Annotated in this window: 18 protein-coding genes; 9 read left to right on the top strand and 9 right to left on the bottom strand. The window is 68.3% G+C overall.

All coding sequences use genetic code 11. The features are described from left to right. Positions 1 to 74: 74 nt before the first annotated feature. Together DEU38_RS20280 and fabG are read left to right on the top strand one after the other, a co-directional pair. Positions 75 to 524 carry a hypothetical protein gene (locus DEU38_RS20280; protein WP_114723202.1) on the top strand — a complete coding sequence of 150 codons (450 nt, stop codon included), beginning with the start codon at positions 75 to 77 and terminating at the stop codon, positions 522 to 524. A 48-nt stretch (positions 525 to 572) separates the two neighbouring features. Continuing rightward, complete coding sequence (gene fabG / locus DEU38_RS20275) at positions 573 to 1,334, top strand: 3-oxoacyl-ACP reductase FabG (RefSeq protein WP_114723201.1); 762 nt, start codon at positions 573 to 575, stop codon at positions 1,332 to 1,334. Here the strand turns inward: fabG and DEU38_RS20270 are convergent. Beyond that, positions 1,307 to 2,074: a LuxR C-terminal-related transcriptional regulator gene (locus DEU38_RS20270; RefSeq protein ID WP_114723200.1), complete on the bottom strand. Its 768-nt coding sequence runs from the start codon at positions 2,072 to 2,074 to the stop codon at positions 1,307 to 1,309. The genes fabG and DEU38_RS20270 overlap by 28 nt on opposite strands. A gap of 122 nt (positions 2,075 to 2,196) precedes the next feature. Here DEU38_RS20270 and DEU38_RS20265 point away from each other — a divergent pair, with 122 nt between their 5' ends. Genes DEU38_RS20265 through DEU38_RS20255 form a run of 3 tightly spaced genes read left to right on the top strand, consistent with a single transcriptional unit; the run spans position 2,197 to position 5,196 of the window. Continuing rightward, complete coding sequence (locus tag DEU38_RS20265) at positions 2,197 to 3,363, top strand: LLM class flavin-dependent oxidoreductase (protein ID WP_114723199.1); 1,167 nt, start codon at positions 2,197 to 2,199, stop codon at positions 3,361 to 3,363. After that, complete coding sequence (locus tag DEU38_RS20260; protein ID WP_114723198.1) at positions 3,360 to 4,406, top strand: 2,3-butanediol dehydrogenase; 1,047 nt, start codon at positions 3,360 to 3,362, stop codon at positions 4,404 to 4,406. The genes DEU38_RS20265 and DEU38_RS20260 overlap by 4 nt, the downstream gene beginning before the upstream one ends. Further along, positions 4,399 to 5,196 carry an SDR family NAD(P)-dependent oxidoreductase gene (locus DEU38_RS20255; RefSeq protein WP_114723197.1) on the top strand — a complete coding sequence of 266 codons (798 nt, stop codon included), beginning with the start codon at positions 4,399 to 4,401 and terminating at the stop codon, positions 5,194 to 5,196. The genes DEU38_RS20260 and DEU38_RS20255 overlap by 8 nt, the downstream gene beginning before the upstream one ends. A 78-nt stretch (positions 5,197 to 5,274) precedes the next feature. On the opposite strand, the gene DEU38_RS20250 is transcribed toward DEU38_RS20255, so the two are convergent. Continuing rightward, positions 5,275 to 6,207, bottom strand: a complete 933-nt coding sequence (locus DEU38_RS20250; protein WP_114723196.1) for a DNA-3-methyladenine glycosylase — start codon at positions 6,205 to 6,207, stop codon at positions 5,275 to 5,277. A gap of 73 nt (positions 6,208 to 6,280) precedes the next feature. On the opposite strand from DEU38_RS20250, the gene DEU38_RS20245 reads away from it, so the two are divergent. Further along, positions 6,281 to 6,826, top strand: coding sequence for a ribonuclease H (locus tag DEU38_RS20245; protein ID WP_114723195.1), 546 nt, complete (start codon positions 6,281 to 6,283; stop codon positions 6,824 to 6,826). A 33-nt stretch (positions 6,827 to 6,859) separates the two neighbouring features. Here the strand turns inward: DEU38_RS20245 and DEU38_RS20240 are convergent, their stop codons facing one another. After that, the gene (locus DEU38_RS20240; RefSeq protein WP_258558044.1) at positions 6,860 to 7,495 is read right to left on the bottom strand and encodes a hypothetical protein; all 636 of its coding nucleotides are present in this window, start codon (positions 7,493 to 7,495) and stop codon (positions 6,860 to 6,862) included. Positions 7,496 to 7,605: 110 nt separating this feature from the next. Here DEU38_RS20240 and DEU38_RS20235 point away from each other — a divergent pair, with 110 nt between their 5' ends. Beyond that, complete coding sequence (locus DEU38_RS20235; RefSeq protein WP_258558042.1) at positions 7,606 to 8,346, top strand: hypothetical protein; 741 nt, start codon at positions 7,606 to 7,608, stop codon at positions 8,344 to 8,346. Between the two features lie 73 nt (positions 8,347 to 8,419). Here the strand turns inward: DEU38_RS20235 and DEU38_RS20230 are convergent, their stop codons facing one another. After that, entirely contained in the window at positions 8,420 to 9,352 is a 933-nt protein-coding gene (locus DEU38_RS20230; RefSeq protein ID WP_114723193.1) for a LysR family transcriptional regulator, read from the bottom strand. A 122-nt stretch (positions 9,353 to 9,474) separates the two neighbouring features. On the opposite strand from DEU38_RS20230, the gene DEU38_RS20225 reads away from it, so the two are divergent. Then, on the top strand, positions 9,475 to 10,752 hold the full coding sequence (locus DEU38_RS20225; RefSeq protein WP_114723192.1) for an MFS transporter: 1,278 nt from the start codon (positions 9,475 to 9,477) through the stop codon (positions 10,750 to 10,752). Between the two features lie 627 nt (positions 10,753 to 11,379). On the opposite strand, the gene DEU38_RS20215 is transcribed toward DEU38_RS20225, so the two are convergent. After that, entirely contained in the window at positions 11,380 to 12,519 is a 1,140-nt protein-coding gene (locus tag DEU38_RS20215; protein WP_114723191.1) for an NADH:flavin oxidoreductase, read from the bottom strand. A 193-nt stretch (positions 12,520 to 12,712) separates the two neighbouring features. Here DEU38_RS20215 and DEU38_RS20210 point away from each other — a divergent pair, with 193 nt between their 5' ends. Further along, positions 12,713 to 13,603 carry an amidohydrolase family protein gene (locus DEU38_RS20210; protein WP_397484738.1) on the top strand — a complete coding sequence of 297 codons (891 nt, stop codon included), beginning with the start codon at positions 12,713 to 12,715 and terminating at the stop codon, positions 13,601 to 13,603. 22 nt (positions 13,604 to 13,625) lie between these two features. Here the strand turns inward: DEU38_RS20210 and DEU38_RS20205 are convergent, their stop codons facing one another. The 4 genes from DEU38_RS20205 to DEU38_RS20190 all read right to left on the bottom strand — a co-directional run bounded on the left by DEU38_RS20205 (position 13,626) and on the right by DEU38_RS20190 (position 18,123). Beyond that, complete coding sequence (locus DEU38_RS20205; protein WP_114723189.1) at positions 13,626 to 14,408, bottom strand: VOC family protein; 783 nt, start codon at positions 14,406 to 14,408, stop codon at positions 13,626 to 13,628. A 203-nt stretch (positions 14,409 to 14,611) separates the two neighbouring features. After that, a complete protein-coding gene (locus DEU38_RS20200) occupies positions 14,612 to 16,267 on the bottom strand; it encodes a GMC family oxidoreductase N-terminal domain-containing protein (RefSeq protein WP_114723188.1) in 1,656 nt (551 codons plus the stop codon). A 144-nt stretch (positions 16,268 to 16,411) separates the two neighbouring features. Further along, positions 16,412 to 17,164 (bottom strand): SDR family NAD(P)-dependent oxidoreductase, encoded by a 753-nt coding sequence (locus DEU38_RS20195; protein WP_114723187.1) that lies wholly within the window; start codon positions 17,162 to 17,164, stop codon positions 16,412 to 16,414. Positions 17,165 to 17,184: 20 nt separating this feature from the next. Further along, positions 17,185 to 18,123: a 3-oxoacyl-ACP reductase gene (locus DEU38_RS20190; protein WP_114723186.1), complete on the bottom strand. Its 939-nt coding sequence runs from the start codon at positions 18,121 to 18,123 to the stop codon at positions 17,185 to 17,187. Between the last annotated feature and the right edge of the window lie 19 nt (positions 18,124 to 18,142).

Raw genomic sequence — 18,142 nt, 5'->3', positions numbered from 1 at the left:
CCTCCGACTCTGTGGCGGCCGGTGCGCGGACCCGTTTCGCCTGAATGTGAAACAGGTTATAGCTACGATGCGGCATGCGAATTGCCAAGACTGCCTCGTTGTCGCTCCTCGCCGCGGCGGCTGTCGCGATCACCGCACCCGCGGTCGCTGCTGCCGCACCGAACCCCGCCGACACCCCGAACCGAGCGATGGCCCGCGCGTACATCGACGCACTCGTCAGCCACGACGCCGGTGGCGTGCTGTTCACCGCGGACGCCACCCGCATCGAGGTGGGTATGCAGACCGGGTTCAACGGGCCGCAGTTGACGAACGATCTCAACCACGGCATGCAGTACGCCGTCATCCAGGGCGTGCGGAACCTGACGATGACCGAGGACGGCGACACCGTCCGCACCACCTACCTGCTCGACGCCGGGGTCGGCGACGTGCACCTGATGACCGTCGAGATCGTCGAGAGTTTCGAACTCGAGAACGGCGCCATCGACCGGATCGTCGCCGATATCCGACCGGTCGCGCTGTCCTGACGCGTAGCGTCACCGGCGAACATCACCGGTGAGTGGGAGGTAGCGGACATGACGGACGGCAACCAGCGGGTGGCAGTGGTCTCGGGTGCTGCGCGGGGCATCGGCGCGGCCATCGCGAAGCGACTCGCGTCCGACGGGCTGGCGGTCACCGTGCTCGATCTCGACGAATCAGCGTGCGGTGACACCGTTGCCGCGATCCGCGACGCCGGCGGCCGCGCGCTCGCCGTCGGGGCGGACGTGTCCGACGAGGCCTCGGTGGAGACGGCCGTGACGCGGATCGCCGGCGAGTTGGGCGCGCCCACCGTCGTCGTGAACAACGCCGGGATCACCCGCGACAACCTGCTGTTCAAGATGACCGTCGACGACTGGGACGCCGTCATGAACGTGCACCTGCGCGGGGCCTTCCTGCTGACCCGGGCCGCGCAGAAGTACATGGTGGAACAGAAGTGGGGCCGGATCGTGAACCTGTCGAGCATCTCCGCGCTCGGCAACCGCGGCCAGTCGAACTACTCGGCTGCCAAGGCGGGCATGCAGGGTCTGACCAAGACGCTCGCGTTCGAACTCGGCCCGTTCGGCGTCACCGCCAACGCGATTGCGCCCGGCTTCATCGTCACCGAGATGACGGCCGCGACCGCCGAACGGATGGGGGTGTCGTTCGACGACTTCAAGGCCGGGGTCGCCGCGGAAACCCCGGTCCGCCGTGTCGGACTGCCCGAGGACATTGCGCACACCGCGTCGTTCCTCGTCAGTGAGGGCGCGGGATTCGTTTCGGGACAGGTGATCTACGTGGCGGGCGGTCCGAAGGCCTGACGCTGCACCTCGATCGCGAGCCGGGTGCGCGAGCCGCATCCGGTCGCGGCGAGGATGCGGCTGACGTACTTCTTGACGGTGTCCTGGGTGAGCGTCAACTGCCGGGCGATCGCGGCGTTGCTCAACCCGTCGGCCACCAGTCGGGCCACCTGACGCTGCCGCCCGGTCAGATCGGCCAGCACCTCCCGGTGCTCCGAGGTGTCGAGGCCGCGGGTGAGTACGGACAGTTGCCGGGCCAGGAGGCGCAGGGCCGCGTAGTCCCGGGGCCCGAGTGCGGACTCGTCCGCGTCGTACAGGCCGACGAGAGCCCGCGCCCCGTCCGGCAGATCGAGGTGTATCGCGTTGACCGAGTGCATGCGCTGCGCGTGCAGGTAGTCCCGGACGTAGGCCTCGGACTCCGCCGGGAGCTCGCGGAGATCGGTCAGGGACGCCACCCGGGTCGATTCGAGTCGGCGCCGCGCCTCCGGCGTCGCGAAGACGTCGTGGTGCGACCAGATCTTTTGGTAGACAGTGCGTATGCCCTCCCACGAGCCGGATCCCTCCACGGTGGCATCAGGGTCGTCGAACTGCCTCTCGTAGGTGTCGCCGACGAAACACGTCGCCACACGCACCGGGAACGCCTCCGTCATGGCCGCGACGATCCGGGTGCGGAACTCCGACACGGTCCGTACGTCCTCGCACCGCTCCAGGACCGTGAACACGCGCTCGTAGTCGGCGGTGCGCAACGCGACCTCGGTCAATTCTTCTCACCACCAGTTCGATGCGGATCGGAAAGTGTCCACCAAAGTGCACTGCCGGTAGGGCGGAACGAATTCTAGCGTCGGAGGGTACGTCGTTTCATCGATTTCAGAGGAGTACTCGCATGGGCAGGCTACGGTTCGGTGCGTTCGTCGCACCCCATCACGCGGCAGGGCAGAATCCGACCGTCGCGTTGCAGCGCGACCTCGAACTGGTGGAGCATCTCGACCGCCTCGACTTCGACGAGGTGTGGATCGGTGAACACCACTCGGCGGGCAGCGAGATCATCGGCAGCCCCGAGATCTTCATCGCCGCGGCGGCCGAACGCACCAAGCGCATCAAGCTCGGCACGGGCGTCACCTCGCTGAGCTACCACAATCCCTTGTGGGCCGCGGATCGGATGGTGCTGCTCGACCACCTCACCCGCGGCCGCGTGATGCTGGGCGTCGGCCCGGGTTCGCTGCCCACCGACTCGTCGATGATCGGGCTCAACCCCACCGAGTGCCGCGAACTGCTCGACGACAACCTCGACATCGTGATGCGGCTGCTGAACGGTGAGCGGGTCACGGCGAAGACCAAGACGCACAACCTGGTCGACGCCCAGCTGCAGATGCGGCCGTACTCGCATCCGATGTTCGACATCGTCGTCGCCGGCGTGGCCTCGCCCACCGGACCGCGGTTGGCCGGCAAGCACGGCTTGGGCCTGCTGTCGATCGGCGCGACCCTCACCCCCGAGGGCTTCGACGCCCTCGGTCACCACTTCGGCATCATGGAGGAGCGGGCCGCCGAGTTCGGGACCACCGTGGACCGCAATCAGTGGCGGCTGGTGTGCCCCATGCACATTGCGGAGACCGAGGAGCAGGCCCAGCAGGACGTGCGGTTCGGGCTCGGCGAGTGGATCGACTACTTCGGCAAGGTCGCGGCGTTCCCGCACTTCGGCTCCGGTGGCGCTTCCATGGAGCAGATGATCGCGTACATGAACCACTCCGGCATGGGCATCATCGGAACGCCCGCGCAGGCGCGCGAACTTATCCAGAAGCTCATCGACCAGTCCGGCGGCTTCGGTTCGATGCTGATCATGGGCACCGACTGGGCCAACCCGGCCGCGACCCGACGCTCGTTCGAGTTGATCGCGCAGCAGGTGGCGCCGCACTTCCAGGGGCAGTCCCAGCCGCTGCTGGACGCGGCGACCCGCGCCGGGAAGGTGCGCGAGGGCCACAACCAGGCGCAGCACGACGCGATCGCGCACATGACGAAGAAGTACGAGGACGAACTGGCGGCCAAGCGATGAGGGCCGCCGTTCTGCACGGCGTCGGCGACCTGCGGGTCGAGGACGTCCCCGAGCCGGAACTGCGCGACGGTCACGTCCTGATCGACGTGGCGTACAACGGAATCTGCGGATCCGACCTCGGGATGATCCACTCGTTCGGTATCTCGGAGCATCCGCATCCGCTCACCGGGGCCTGCGGACCGCAGATCCTCGGTCACGAGTTCTCCGGAGTGGTGCGCGAGGTCGGTGCCGGGGTCGAGGATCTGTCCGTCGGGGACCGCGTGGTGGTGCAGCCGAACTACAGCTGCGGCACGTGCGTGCGCTGCGCCGCCGGACTCGAGCACCTGTGTCAGGTCATCGCCTTCCACGGACTCAACTCCGACGGCGGTGGCATGTCGGAGCGCACGGTGGTCCCGGCGGGCAACGTGCACAAGATCCCGGACGGTGTGAGCCTGCTGCAGGCCGCGGTGGTCGAGCCGCTGGCCGTGACGCTGCACGCCGTCGAGTTGGGCGGTGTCGAGCCGGGGCAGTTCGCGCTGGTGATCGGGGCGGGTCCGATCGGCATCGCGACGGCACTCAACCTGCGGGCCGGGGGCGTCGACCGGATCCTGCTGAGCGAGCCGTCCGAATCGCGTCGGGCCGTGGCCGCGGGAATGGGATTCGACGTGATCGATCCCGCCGCGCAGGATCCCGTGGCGGCCGTCGCCGAGCGGACCCACGGCATCGGGGCGGACACCGTGTTCGAATGTGCCGGGGTGGCCGCGGCAGTGCAGACCGCGCTCTGGGCCGCGCGGGCCCGCGGTGCGGTGGTCCTGGTCGCCACCTACAAGGAGGAGGTGCCGCTCGCCACGTACGCGCTGATGTTCACCGAGACGCGGCTGATGGCGTCGCTGGCGTACTCGCGCGAGGAGTTCGCCGCCGTCATCGACCGGATGGCGGCCGGGGCGTACCCGCTCGACGAATGGGTCGAATGCGTCCCGCTCGCCGACGTGGTGGAGGAAGGTGTGCAGGCGGCGTCCGCCGGCCGGCGCATGAAGGTACTCGTGGAGGTGGGACATGGCTGAGCGTGAGTCGATGGGCAACAGGTTCGACGGCAGGGTCGCGGTCGTGACCGGAGCGGCGTCGGGCATCGGCGCGGCCGTCGCGACGCGTCTGGTCGCGGAGGGGGCGTCGGTGGTCGGCATCGACATCTCCGCCGATGCGCTCGAGGTGATGGAGAAGGACCTCGGCGAGGCCTTCGTCGGGGCGGTCGCCGACGTCACGGTGGAGGACGCCGTTGCCGCCGCGGTCGCGGTCGCGGTGGAGCGATTCGGCGCGCTGGATCTGGCGTTCAACGTGGCCGGTGCCGCCCGCGGCGGCCCGATCCTCGACCTCGAGGAGTCGGACTGGGACTTCACCGTCGACCTCGTGCAGAAGGGCGTGTTCCTGTGCACCAAGCACGAGGCCCGGCACATGACGACGAACGGCCGCGGCGGTGCGATCGTCAACGTCGCCTCGCTCAACGCGCGGGTCCCGATGGTCGGCGGCAGCCCGTACGTCACCGGTAAGGCGGGCGTCGAGATGTTCGGCAAGAACGCCGCGCTCGAACTCGCGCCGCACGGTATCCGCGTCAACACCGTGCTGCCCGGTCTGGTCGACACCCCGCTGGTGTCCGCCGTGACCGGGTACGAGCCGCTGCTGCAGGCGTTCGTCGACCGGATCCCGATGGGGCGTCCGGCCACTCCCGAGCAGATCGCGGCGCCGTGCCTGTATCTCGCGAGCGACGATGCCGACTACATCACCGGCACGAGCCTCATGGTCGACGGCGGCTGGGAGATCTCCAACTACCCGGACTTCACCAAGTTGCACGGCTAGCGCCGTCGGCCTGAGCGCCCATTCCTTCCGGTCGCGAGCGGGTTCCCGCCGATCCGGGCGAGGAGTGGGCGCTCAGGCCTAGTGCCACCGATGGTCGACGAGCGGCGTGCGCGGCCCGAACTTGGGTTTGCGGGCCTGGCCGCTGACCTCGAGCAGGCGGATCGCGCGGTAGCGGTGCGGGCGCAGGTAGGCGAGGTACTCGACCATCGCGTCGTCGTCGAGGGGCCGACCCAGCAGCGTCCAGCCGACGATCGCCGACAGGTGGAAGTCGCCGACGGAGAGGGCGTCGGCGTCGCCGAGCGCGCGCTGGGCCACCTCGGCGGCGGTCCACAGCCCGACGCCGGGGACGGCCCGCAACCGGCGGTACGCCGCCTCGTGATCCATCCCGACGGTCTCCTCGAGGCGGTCCGCGACGCGCGCGCACGCGACGACGGTCTGCGCACGCCGCGGATCGACGTTGGCGCGGTGGAACTCCCACGACGGGATCCGCCGCCACGCCTCCGCACTCGGCGGCACCCGCATCCCGTCGGGGGCCGGCCCGGGCGCGGCGGTGCCGAACTTCTGGACGAGCCGACGCCACGACGTGTGCGCGGCGACGGTGTGCACGCGCTGTTCGAGGATCGCCGGCACCAGGGACTCCATGACCCGCGCGGTCCGTACGATCCGCAGGTTCGGGAACCGGCGGTGCGCGTCGACCAGCTTCGGGTGGGTGGGCGCGAAGTCGGCGGACCCGTCGACGTCGTCCTCGCCGACGAGGCCGGGCACGTACATCTCGAGTTCCGCGGCGCCGGGTCCCCATGCCCGGACGCCGACGACGCTCGGGCCGCGCTGACGGAGGCGGTAGGTGACAGCCCCGGACGGCAGCAGCGAGGTGCGCCACACGGTCCCGTCGGACTCGCGGCGGTGACACGGATCGAAGCGCCCACGGCTCAGCGGCGCGAGCGTCGACGCGAGATCCACGGGACGTCGCGTCGATACCTCGAACTGCACTTCGGAGGCCATACCGGTCATCCCCGGCAGCCTATCGCCGCCGCGCCGAGACCGAACCGAGGCATGTCGGGGGGAGCACGTATTGTCCGAAGCCATGATCATCGTGAGTACCGACGGTTCGTGTCTGAAGAATCCCGGTGGCGCCATCGGGTGGGCGTGGGTCGATCACGAGGGTCCCAGCCGGTCGGGCGGCGCGGTCTCCGGCACCAACCAGATCGCGGAGCTGTGGGCGCTCGTCGAGGCCATCGTGGCGCATCCCGGTCCCGATCCGCTGCTCATCGAGTCCGATTCCCAGTACGCCATCAAGTGCGCGTCCGAGTGGCTGCCCGGCTGGAAGCGCAAGGGGTGGAAGACGGCGTCCGGCGGGCCGGTCAAGAACCTCGAGCTGGTGCAGGACATCGACCGAGCGATCACCGAACGGACCGGGCCGGTGCGGTTCCGCTGGGTCCGCGGGCACGTCGGCAACCACTTCAACGAGCTGGCGGACAAGCTGGCCGGTGAGGCCGCCCGCGCCGTCGCGTCCGATCCGGAGCGGGCGCGGCCGTGGGCAGGTCTCGCCTCCCACGGCCCGGACCCGCGCCCGTCCGTCGTGGCCTCCGCGCCCGCCCGCGATCCGGAACCACTGCTCACGCTGTTCTGAGGATCGCGGTGTACTTCCCGACGCCGGTCCGGTCTACCGTGCGGAGACGAATTGCGGCCGCCCCGCGTCCAGCCAGGCGTGGAAGCGGGCGCCGATCCGGTCCGCGATGACGTCGTAGGTCTCCCAGCTGTCCTCGACCCGGTAGATCTCGGTCGGGGTCGTACCGAACGCATCCAGGTAGTCGACGAGATAGCAGGAGTCGTCGTGCTCGCCCGCGTAGTACGCGACCGCGAAGGCGTTGCCGTCGGCGGTGAGGTCGTCGCTGACGAACTTCTCGTCGAGCACGTCCATCAGGAAGGCGCCGGGCGTCGACTCTCGCGACTCGAGCGGCTCGAGCTCGTCGGCGATGTCCTCGCCCGCGAAACCGGACAGCAGGCACCATGCCACGAACATGCCGATGTGGGTGCCGCCGGCCTCGTTCGGCAGGTCGTCGGGAAAGATGCCGCCGTAGTGCCAGTCGGCATCGTCGTACTTCGTCAAGGATCTGCCTTCTTCGAGTAGGTTCGCGGTGCATTGTCCCACAGGCGACCCGGTCGCAGAACCTTCGATGAGACTGTCGCGCAGTGGCTTTCCGATACCGACGCTGCCGACGGCCGGCGTGATCGCGCCGGTGGCTTCCTGGGCCCGCTCGGCGACAGGTCGATGGTGCGACGCGGGCTTACCGCTCATTCGCACGTATTCATCGCGAGTATCCAGTAACTTCCGAAACGCTTGTATTGCGCGGCACCTGAGTTCGAAAACCCGATTTGTCCTGTATGTGGCGAAAAGGAGTATCCAGCGTGCGTAATTTCGGTGCAACTTTCCGGATTCTGGTTATCGCAGTGCTCACAGGCCTGGTTGCGCTGACGACACTGGCCATCGGGCCGACCGGCATCGCCCAGCCGACTGCAGGCGGCCTCTCGCTCGCGAAGTCGGGCTCTCCGGCGGTCGGCCTCCAATCGGGCGACACGGTCACCTACACGTTCGTGGTGACCAACACCGGTGGAACTCCGGTCTCCGAGATCGGCGTGGATGAAGTCGCCTTCACGGGTTCCGATCCGGCGCCCGATGCCACGTGCCCGTCGGGGACGCTCCAGCAGGGGGAGTCGGTGACCTGTACCGCCACGTACGACGTGACCGACGCCGATCAGGGCGTCTGCTTCATCGACAACACGGCCAGGGCGACCGGCGTCGATCCACAGCAGAAGGCGGTCACATCGGCGCCGGCGTCGACAAGGGTCCTCACAGCCTGTCGGAGCGACTTCGCCGGCAGCGGAATCCTGCCACCGGCACTGGGATCGTTGGGTCTGGGACCGCTGGCCGTGGGATCGCTGGGATCCTTGGGGCTGGGGTCGTTGGGGTCGTTGGGCGCGTTGGGGGCATTGGGTGCCTGGGCGCTGAGCACTCCGTACCAGCCGGGCGCGGGCACACGATGCTCGAACGAGCCGCCTCCGAATGTGCCGTTCCTGAACGTGCCGTTCCCGAGTCTGCCGTTCCTGAACCCGCCGTGCCCGGACGCGCCGGGTCCCGAAGCTCCCTGACGAACCTACCGAGCGGCGTCTGCATTCGGCCAGGGTTGCAGTCGTCGTCCGGTCGGCATGCCGTGTCATCCCTTCAGCTGGCCCAGCTCGGTGTCCAGAGGTTGTCAGGTGGGGTGGGTCGCGATTCGAGCAGGTGCCGACGCAGCGCGGCCAGGGCTGGATGCGGGTTTCCGCTCCGGTACACGAACGAGTGCGGATAGACCGGCGTCGGATCCATGATCGGGATTCGCCGCAGGCCGTGATTCGCGGGCCACACGTATCGGTCACCGGAACCGACCAGGGTCGACAGGGCGGACGAACCCGCGATGGCGTCCATCAGCGCCTCTGCCCCGAAGTCGGGCCCGACGGCATCGATGCGCAGGTCGAAAGCTTCGGTGAGCTCGTCGTAGAACGCGGCCCACTCGGTGCCCTGCTTGATCCCCGGGATCCAGATGCGGTGCCCGGTCAGGTCTTCCGGACTAAGAGATGGCGCCGAGGCGAGCGGGTGCTCCGGTCCTACCAACAGCTGCAACGGATCGTCCAGGACTCGCTCGGCCACGATGCGGTCGGGCAGGTCGCGTGGGGACACTGGAACCGAGCGGAATGTCGCGTCGATCGAGCCGGCGAGCACGGCCTCGATCGCGTTGGGCGCGTTGGCATCCGGCAGCGTGACGACGTCCAGATCGATCCCCGGATGAGCCTGGTAAAAACTCTGCAGGGCGAGGGCTGGGGCGATGCGCCGGTTGAGGACATCGACCCGCAACGTGCGTTCGCCCGGACGTACCGACGCTGCCGCACGGTCCACCGCCCGCAGAACGTCGCGAGCGTGCGGAAGAAATGCCTGCCCGTCCAGCGACAGCCGTGCCCCGCGCGCGGTGCGGGCGAACAATCTCACCCCGAGCACGCGTTCGAGGTTTGCGATCCGCTTGGAGACGGCCTGCTGGGTAATTCGCAGGTCGACGGCGGCTTCCTGGAACTGTCCGGCGTCCGCGACGGCGACGAAGGTGCGCACGGCTTCGATGTCCACCGCCCAGACCCTACGGATACAACCCCCGGTTGTGACTCGCGGGTCCGCTCGTTGTTTGCTTCGCGTCCGCCTGGTTGGTCGAATCCTCGCTGTCGATGATCGGTTGTGGGGGAGGGGTTTTCATGGCTCGGGAGAATCTGGGGCGTTCGTTCGGATGGCTCTGGTCGGCGTTCGCCGCCTCGACGGCCGGCACCTGGTTGGGGTTCGGCGCGTTCCCCCTGATCGCGATCCTGGTCCTCGATGTCGGCGCCGCGGCGGTCTCCGTCCTGGCGGCGGCCGGCCTGCTGGTGGGGGCGGTGCTGGCCGTTCCGCTGGGGCCGTGGGTCGAGGCCCACCGCAAGAAGCCGGTCATGATCGTCGCCGACGTCGTCCGTTTCGCAGCCCTGCTGACCATCCCGGTCACCTACATGCTGGGAATGCTGACCTATACGCAGCTACTGGTGGTCTCGGTCGTGAGCACCGCGTCGAACATCGCGTTCGCTGCCGCCAGCGGCGCCTACCTGAAGCAGATCGTGCGACCGGATCAGCTGTTGGTGGCCAACGGCCGGTTCGAGTCGACCACCTGGACCGCCACCGCGGTCGGCCCCACCGTGGGCGGCGGAGCCATCAGCGTTCTCGGTCCCGTGGTCACGGTGATCGCCAACGCCACCGGGTTCCTCCTGTCGGCGCTGAGTATCGGGATGATCCGCGAGCGAGAACCCGAGCCGATCCGCGAGAAGGCCTCGGCGTTCCGAACCACGGACGTGGTCGAGGGCTGGAGGTTCATCAACGCCGACCGGCGGCTGCGCCCGCTGTTCTGGAACACGGTGGCCGTCAACGCGCTGATCATGGCCACCGAACCCCTGCTCGCCGTCCTGCTGCTCAGGGACTTGGGCTGGGAGGCCTGGCAGTACGGACTCGCGTTCGGGCTCCCCTGTATCGGTGGGTTCGTCGGCGCTCGGATAGCTCCCCGGCTGGAGGCCCAGTACGGGCGCCGCCGCGTCCTCGGCGTCTCCGGTGCGCTCCGCGCAGTGTGGCCGGTGGGGCTGATCCTCGTGATGCCCGGCCCGGCCGGCGTCGTCCTCGTCATCGTCGTCGAACTGGCGCTCATCACCTGCATGGGAGTGTTCAACCCTCTGTTTGCCACCGAGCGGCTGCAGCGCGTTCCCGCCGAGAGGATCGGCCGGGTGATGGTGGCCTGGAACGTGACCGGTACCGGTGCTATCGCCGTACTGACCGCTCTGTGGGGCATGCTCGCTGTCATCACTGACGCCCGCATCGCCATCGGAATCGCCGGTGTCCTCCTCCTTGCGACCCCGTTCCTTCTGTCGCGAAAGGACACATCCGAGCCCGCGCTACCACTTCCGTCTGAGGGAGGAGCGATATCTGTTCCACTGCAACGACATCGAAAGGTTCCGTAGCGCTCCTGATTGCTGGGACACTATGTCGGGCCGGGCGTCGCGTTCCCGGCGAACGTGACATCTCTCTGCACGAGCAGCCGCGCGTCCCCGTTCAGGTCCTGATGTGGCGGATGCCGACCGCGGCTCGTCGAAGCTGATAGCGGGCGGGGGTCAGGCGGCCCCGGGCGAGCTGCAGCCCTGTGCGCGCTGCGATGTCTTCGACGACGTCGTCGATGGTGCGATCGTCGGTGGCGATGTGTTCGGTGAATCTGGCTCGGCCAGTGCTGCGACGCAGCGGTCGATCTGTTGCATCGCCCAGGTTTCGTCTCGCCCGACGGCCCGGCCCAGTCAGTAGCCACTGCGCGTCCGCAGCCTACGTTGGAGGGTCTCGGGCGAGGCGGTCAGCGAGAAGTGCCTGACATCAACGTCTTCGGCGGCCAGGCGGTGATGTGGGAGCGGGGGACACGTCGATTCAACTCGAAGGCAGTCTGCGTCCTTCCTGCACCGAACGCGCCATTGATCCATACGAGCACCGCGCCGAGTCTATTCGTGCGCCGGCGGTCGGCGCCACCGAAAGACGACAGGGTCGTCGCAACTCCTCGGCGAGAGGAGGCGCGACGACCCTGTGGGCGACGTCGAGCGGGGGGCTTACGTCAGCGAGGCCTCGTGCACGTCGCGGACGAACTCGGGCAGCGGGTCGCCGGCGCGCAGGCGCGAGGCCAGTGCCGGATCGGCGAGGTGCAGGCGACCGATCGCGATGAGGTCGAACTCGCCGCCGCCGATGCGCTTCTCGAGCTCGGGGATGTTGTCGACGGCCGGCGCCGAGCCTTCGATGCGGCTGTCGCGGAGCGACTTACCGATGCCGACGCTGCCGACGGCCATGGTGATCGCGCCGGTGACTTCCTTGGCCCAGCCGGCCAGCGACAGGTCGCTGCCCTCGAAGGCGGGGAAGTCGAAGCGGCGGATGCTGGCGTCGAACACGTCGACGCCGGCGTCGGCCAGCGCGCCGAGGACGACCTTCAGCTCGTCGGGGGTCTCGGCGATGCGCGCGGTGTAGTTCTGCTGCTTGTGCTGCGAGAAGCGGTAGAAGATCGGGTAGTCCTCGCCGATCTCGGCACGGATCGCCTCGACGACGGCGACGGGGAAGCGGGTGCGGCGCTCGAGGTCGCCGCCCCACTCGTCGTCACGCTTGTTGGTGCCGGCCCACAGGAACGAGTCCAGCAGGTAGCCGTGGCCGCCGTGCAGGGCGATGCCGTCGAAGCCGACGTCGATCGCGTTACGGGCGGCGCGGGCGAACGCGGAGATGACGTCCTGGATGTCCTGCTCGGTCATCGCCTCGGTGGTCTGCTGCGCCCACTCGACGTACGAATCCGGGTACGACGTGGTGCCGAGCGGGCCCCACTCGCCGGACGGGCGCATCGGCTTGAGGGCCGGGTCGACCTTGCTCATCGCGCCCCACAACGGTCCCACGTGCCACAGCTGCGGGATGATCTTGCCGCCGGCCTCGTGGACGCCGTCGACGACCTTGCGCCAGCCCGCGAGGGCGTCATCTCCGAACAGGCGGGGCACGCGCGAGTTGTCTACCGAGGTCTCGTGGTCGATCGCGACGCCCTCGGTGACGATCAGCCCGGTGCCGCCCTCGGCGCGGCGGCGGTAGTAGCCGGCGACGTCGTCGCCGGGGACCCCGTCGGTCGAGTAGGAGCGTGTCATGGGCGACATCACGATGCGGTTCGCGAGCTCGAGCGACCGAACCTTCAGCGGCTGGAACAGGGGAGATGAACTGGTCATGTCGTCAATGCCTTCTCGAGAGCCGTGGGAAACCAAGCAAGTGTTAGGTAGATTTTCAGGCCCTTTCGGCCCGCGTCAAACCCAGGTCTCACTCAGCGCAAACGCTCGGGACTAGGGTCGTCTGGAGTGTCCGGCGTCACCCCGGACAGCAGGCCGGCGAGAGGGGCAGTGCGTGTGTGAATCCGCTGATCGGGTGGAACAGGACTGGGAGTCCGACGCCGCGGACGTGATCGCGTTCCGGGAGCGCCTGGGATTGCCGTCGCTGATCGACGTCCACACCCATTTCATGCCGAAGCGGGTGATGGACAAGGTGTGGGCCTACTTCGACTCCGCCGGCCCGCTCATCGGCCGGGAGTGGCCGATCCGGTACCGGATGGAGGAGGACTCTCGCGTCGAGCATCTGCGCGCGTTCGGCGTCAGCCACTTCACGTCCATGCTGTACCCGCACAAGCCGGACATGGCGGCCTGGCTCAACCAGTGGGCCGCGGACTTCGCGGCCCGCACACCCGACTGCCTGCACACCGCCACCTTCTACCCGGAGGAATCGGCGCCGGAGTACGTCACCGCGGCGCTCGACGCCGGGACCCGGGTGTTCAAGTCGCACATCCAGGTGGGCGAATACGACCCGGGCGACCCGCTGCTCGATCCCGTGTGGGGACTGCTCGAGGACAGCGGCACCCCGATCGTCATCCACTGCGGATCGGGGCCGGCGCCGGGCCGGTTCACCGGGCCCGACCGCATCGCGAGGCTGCTCGCCCGGCACCCCCGGCTGGCGCTGGTGATCGCGCACATGGGGATGCCGGAGTACTCGGAGTTCCTCGACCTGGCGGACCGCTATCCGAGCGTGTATCTCGACACGACGATGGCATTCACCGACTTCACCGAGGCGCAGGTCGCATTCCCGCGCGGAGAGGTGTCGCGGCTGCGGGACCTGGGCGAACGCATCCTCTTCGGCAGCGACTACCCCAACATCCCGTACTCGTACCGCGACGCGCTCGACGCGCTGGAACGCTTCGACCTCGGCGACGACTGGGTGCGCGCGGTGGTCCACCACAACGCGACGAAGCTGTTCGACCTCTCCTGACGAGGCCGCGGCCGGGACCGGATCAGGACGCCGGTTCCGGCTGCATCACGCTGAACACCGCCCCCTGCGGGTCCGTGAGCACCGCCATCCGTCCGACGGTCTTCATGTCGAACGGTTCGGCCATGAGCGCGCCACCCTCCGCGGCGGCCTTCGCGACGGTGGCGTCGGTGTCGTCGGTGCAGAAGTAGACGTGCCAGTGGTTGGGGACGTCGGGACGCGGCGGCGGCGCACAGCCGCCGACGCCGTCGCCCTGCACCTGGAGGACGGTGTAGTCGCCGTCGGGCATCGGCATCGTGGCACTGCCCAGCCCCACCACGGCGGCGTAGAAGGGGAGGGCGGTCGACGGCTGGTCCGTGATCAGCTCGTCCCAGATCAGGGTGCCCGTCTCGTTGACCAGGGTCGCGCCGACATGTTCGCGGGCCTGCCACAGCCCCACCTCGGCGCCGGTGGGGTCGGCGACCAGCGCCATCCGCCCCGCCTCCCCGACGTCGAAGGCCGGGAGCAGGAGCCGACCTCCGGCGGGTTCCACCTTCGCGGCCGACGCGTCAGCGTCGGCCACCGCGAGGAAGGTGTTCCATCGGGAAGGGGTCTCGGAGGGTGACGATCCGGCGGGGAGTGGGGCGATCGCCGCGACCCGTTCGCCCCGCAGGGTGGCGATGGAGTAGACGGCGTCGTCCAGCATCGGACGGTCGTCGTACGACCAGCCGAACAGTGCGGCATAGAAGTCCTTCGCCGCCGGCTGATCGGAGGTCTGCAGATCAACCCAAGCGGGTGTGCCCTCGACGTAACTCGAACGTGTCGACATCGCGATGTCCTCTCATTCACCTCATTCACCGTCGACCGGTCACGGTCGACTCGGGCCGCCTGCCGCCGATGAGATGTAGGGAGAGAACGGACATGGTCCGTCCGGAGACCGCTGCGACACGCGGTCGAGCATGCTGAAAGGCTATCGCAGAAAGGGCCTGCTCGCGTCCCCGTGAGGCATTCGAGGGGACGCGAGCAGGGCGCCTAGACGAGATCGGTCGAGATGATCTTCTCCATGTTCCGCTCGGCCAGCGCGGTGATCGTGACGAACGGGTTGACGCCGACATTGCCGGGGACGAGCGAGCCGTCGACCACGTACAGGCCGGGGTACTCGGGCAGGCGCCCGTAGTTGTCGGTGGCCTTGTTCAGCAGGCAGCCGCCCAGCGGGTGGTACGTGAAGTCGTCGCCCCAGGTCTTGTAGACCCCGAACAGGTCGGTCCGGTAGATCGTGCCTTCCTTCTTGTTGATCTTGTCGAAGACCTTCTTGGCCATGTCGATGCTCTGCTGGTTCTGCGACACCGACCAGGAGAGATCGACCTTGCCCGTGCTCGAATTGAACTGGAAGCGAGCGCGTTCGGGGTTCTTCGTGATCGCCAGGTACAGGCTCGCGTACGTCTCGAGGCCTGCGGGGAGCGGTGCGATCTCGGCGAAGATCGGCGCGGTCGGATCCGACCAGTTGTCGATGCCCATCGTCGGGATGGTCGCCTGCTGGGAGCCGGTGGCGTCCCACATGTGGTTGGCGCGGCCGACCATGACGTTGCCGTTGTTGCCCCAGCCCTCGCCGACCTGCGAGGAGAGGTTCGGCAGATGCCCCTGCGCCTTCATCGAGACCAGCAGCTTGCTGGTGCCGACGCTGCCGGCGGCGAAGAACACCCGGTCGGCGGTGACGACCTTGGTCGCGATCTTGTTGCCCTGCTCGTCGATCTGATCCATCGTGACGCTGTAGCCGCCGCCGGACGCCGGGGCGACCTTGGTGACCTGGTGCAGTGTCGTGATCGTCAGCTTGCCGGTGGCCGCGGCCTGCGCCAGATAGGTCTTGTCGAGCGACTTCTTGCCGGCGTTGTTGCCGTAGATGACCTCGCCGCCGAGACCCGACTTGGTGACCTGGCCCGCGGCCTCCTGCTTCATGTACTCGAAGTCGTACACGTTCGGCACGAAAGTCGTTGAGAAGCCGGACCGTTGAGCGGTCTTGCGGCCCGTGCGCGCGAACTGGTACCACGGCGTCGACTCGAACCAGGCCTGGTCGATGTTGTTTACGCCCAGACCGGCGTTCGCACGCGGAAAGAACTTGTCGTACATCTCGGTGGAGTTCACCGAGGGCAGGATCTCCTCGAAGTAGTTGCGCTTCGGGGTGACGGCCATGCCGCCGTTGACGAGCGAGCCGCCGCCGACGCCGCGACCCTGATAGACCTTGACGCCGGAGAACCGCTCGGAGTCGAGCACGCCGACGTACTTGTCGATGCTCTTGTTGATGCCGAAGCCCATGAAGTTGCTGACGGGCTGATCGGTGGTGTCGGACAGCCACATCGAGCGCTTGTCGGCGTTGAGCATGCCGCAGAAGATCTTGCCGTCGGGGCCGGGAGTGTCCCAGCTGCGGCCCATCTCGACGATCTGGGTGGGGATGCCGGCCTGCGTCAGCCTCAGCGCGGCGACCGCGCCGCCGTACCCACTGCCGATGACGAGTGCCGGGATCCGGTCGCCGTCGGCGATGGCTCGGCGGGGGGACGCGGAAGCGGACGTCGACATCGACGAGAGCAGCAGCGCTCCCGCGGTCAGGCCCGTACCGGCAAGGAATCGGCGGCGTGAGACATTTGCAACCCCCCGAGTTGCAGCGGCTCTGTTCGCCCGGCTATCGGTCATGGAACTCCTCTGTCGACGGTTTGTTGGGTGGCTTGCATCACACAGCAAGCTGCCAGGGTTATACCGCCGACAGAGGAGGCTACGAGGCGGTACCGGAAAATTGGTACAGCCGGGACATTCTCAGCTCCGCTGTCGAGAAAGTGATCAGCGCAGCTTCAGGCTGCCGCCGTCCGCCATGAGGGTCTGGCCTGTCATGTACTTCGAATCGTCGCTCGCGAGGAACAGCGCGACGGGCGCGATGTCGGTCTCGGGATCGCCGATCCGCTGCAGCGGGACCTTCGCGACGGACGCGGCCGCGCGCTCGGGAAATGCCTTCTGCCAGGCCACGACTCCCTCGGTCGCCGCGAACGGGCAGAGCACGTTGACGCGGATCTGGTCCGCGGCCCACTCGTTGGCGGCCACCCGGCTGACGCCGCGGATGGCCTCCTTGGCGGCCGCGTACGACGTCTGCGTCGGCATGCCCTCGAGGCCGGAGCTGGACCCGAAGTTGATGATCGAGCCCTGCGACTTCTTCAGCTCCTCGTAGCAGGCCTGCATCAGGTGCACCGTCGGATAGAAGCCCGTGTTGAACGAGATGTCGAACATCTCCTGGGTCTGCTCCAGCAGTGGGGCCTGCCGCGACGCGTGCGCGTTGTTCACCAGCACGTCGATGCCGCCGAACGCGGCGACCGCCGCGTCACGGATCGCCGTCGCCGAATCCGGCTGCGAGATATCGACGCCCAGAAACTTCGCCTCGCCCCCGGCGTCCGCGATCTCCTTCTCGAGCGCGAAGCCGTTCTCATCGCTGATGTCGACGAACAGCACCTTCGCGCCCTCACGGGAGAAAACGCGGGTGATCGCGCGGCCGATGCCGCCCGCGCCACCGGTGACGATCGCGACCTTGCCCTGCAGTCTCATGACGAACCCCCGCTGCCGGATCAGACGCCGGCGGGCGCGTCGGTGGCCAGGGCGATCTTCTCGAGGCCCGCGACGCTGTAGGCGGCGTAGGTCTCGTACGGCCCGCGGCCCGAGAAGTACGGGGTGAGCTGCCCGGCGAGCTCCTCGACCGAGAACTCGGAACCGGCGGCGTCGAAACGGTTCTCGACCTGCGGCGCGGCCATGAGGGCGACCATCTTGCCGTAGACCACGAACACCTGGCCGTTGATCTCGTCGGACTCGGGGGAGGCGAGGTAGCGGACCAGGGTCGCGACGCGCTCGGGAGCCAGCGGATCCAGACCCTGCGTCGCGGTGTTGTCGTCACCGAACGCCTCGGCCGTCATCGCCGTCCGTGCGCGGGGGCAGATCGCGTTGGCGCGCACGCCGTAGCGGGACAGGCCCGCCGCGGTCGACAGCGTCAGCGCGGTGATGCCGGCCTTCGCCGCGGAGTAGTTGGGCTGCCCGGCGGAACCGAACAGGAATGCCTCGGACGAGGTGTTGACGACGCGACCGAAGATCGGGCCGCCGGCGTCCTTGCTGGCCTGGCGCCAGTGCACGGCCGCCGCGCGCGACGTCGCGGCGTGCCCCTTGAGGTGCACGCGGATGACGTCGTCCCAGTCGGACTCGGACAGGTTGAAGATCATCTTGTCGCGCAGGATGCCCGCGTTGTTGACCAGAATGTCCATCGAACCGAAGTTCGTGACGGCCTCCTCGACCATGCGTGCGCCGAGCGACCAGTCGGAGACATCGCCGGTGATCGCGAGGGCCTGTCCGCCCGCGGCCTTGATCTCGTCCACGACGTCGTGGGCGGCCGAGCCCATGTCGTTCACGATCACCGCTGCGCCGGCCTCGGCGAGTGCGAGCGCCTCGGCGCGACCGAGTCCCGCTCCCGCTCCCGTGACGATGGCCGTGCGGCCGGCCAAGCTGAGGGATTCCACCATGTCAGGCTCCTTACCTTCT

The organism is Rhodococcus sp. AG1013, assembly GCF_003350365.1.
Lineage (GTDB): Bacteria > Actinomycetota > Actinomycetes > Mycobacteriales > Mycobacteriaceae > Prescottella.
The sequence above is the reverse complement of the archived record's forward strand: the minus strand, read 5'-3'. Positions and strand labels throughout refer to the sequence as shown.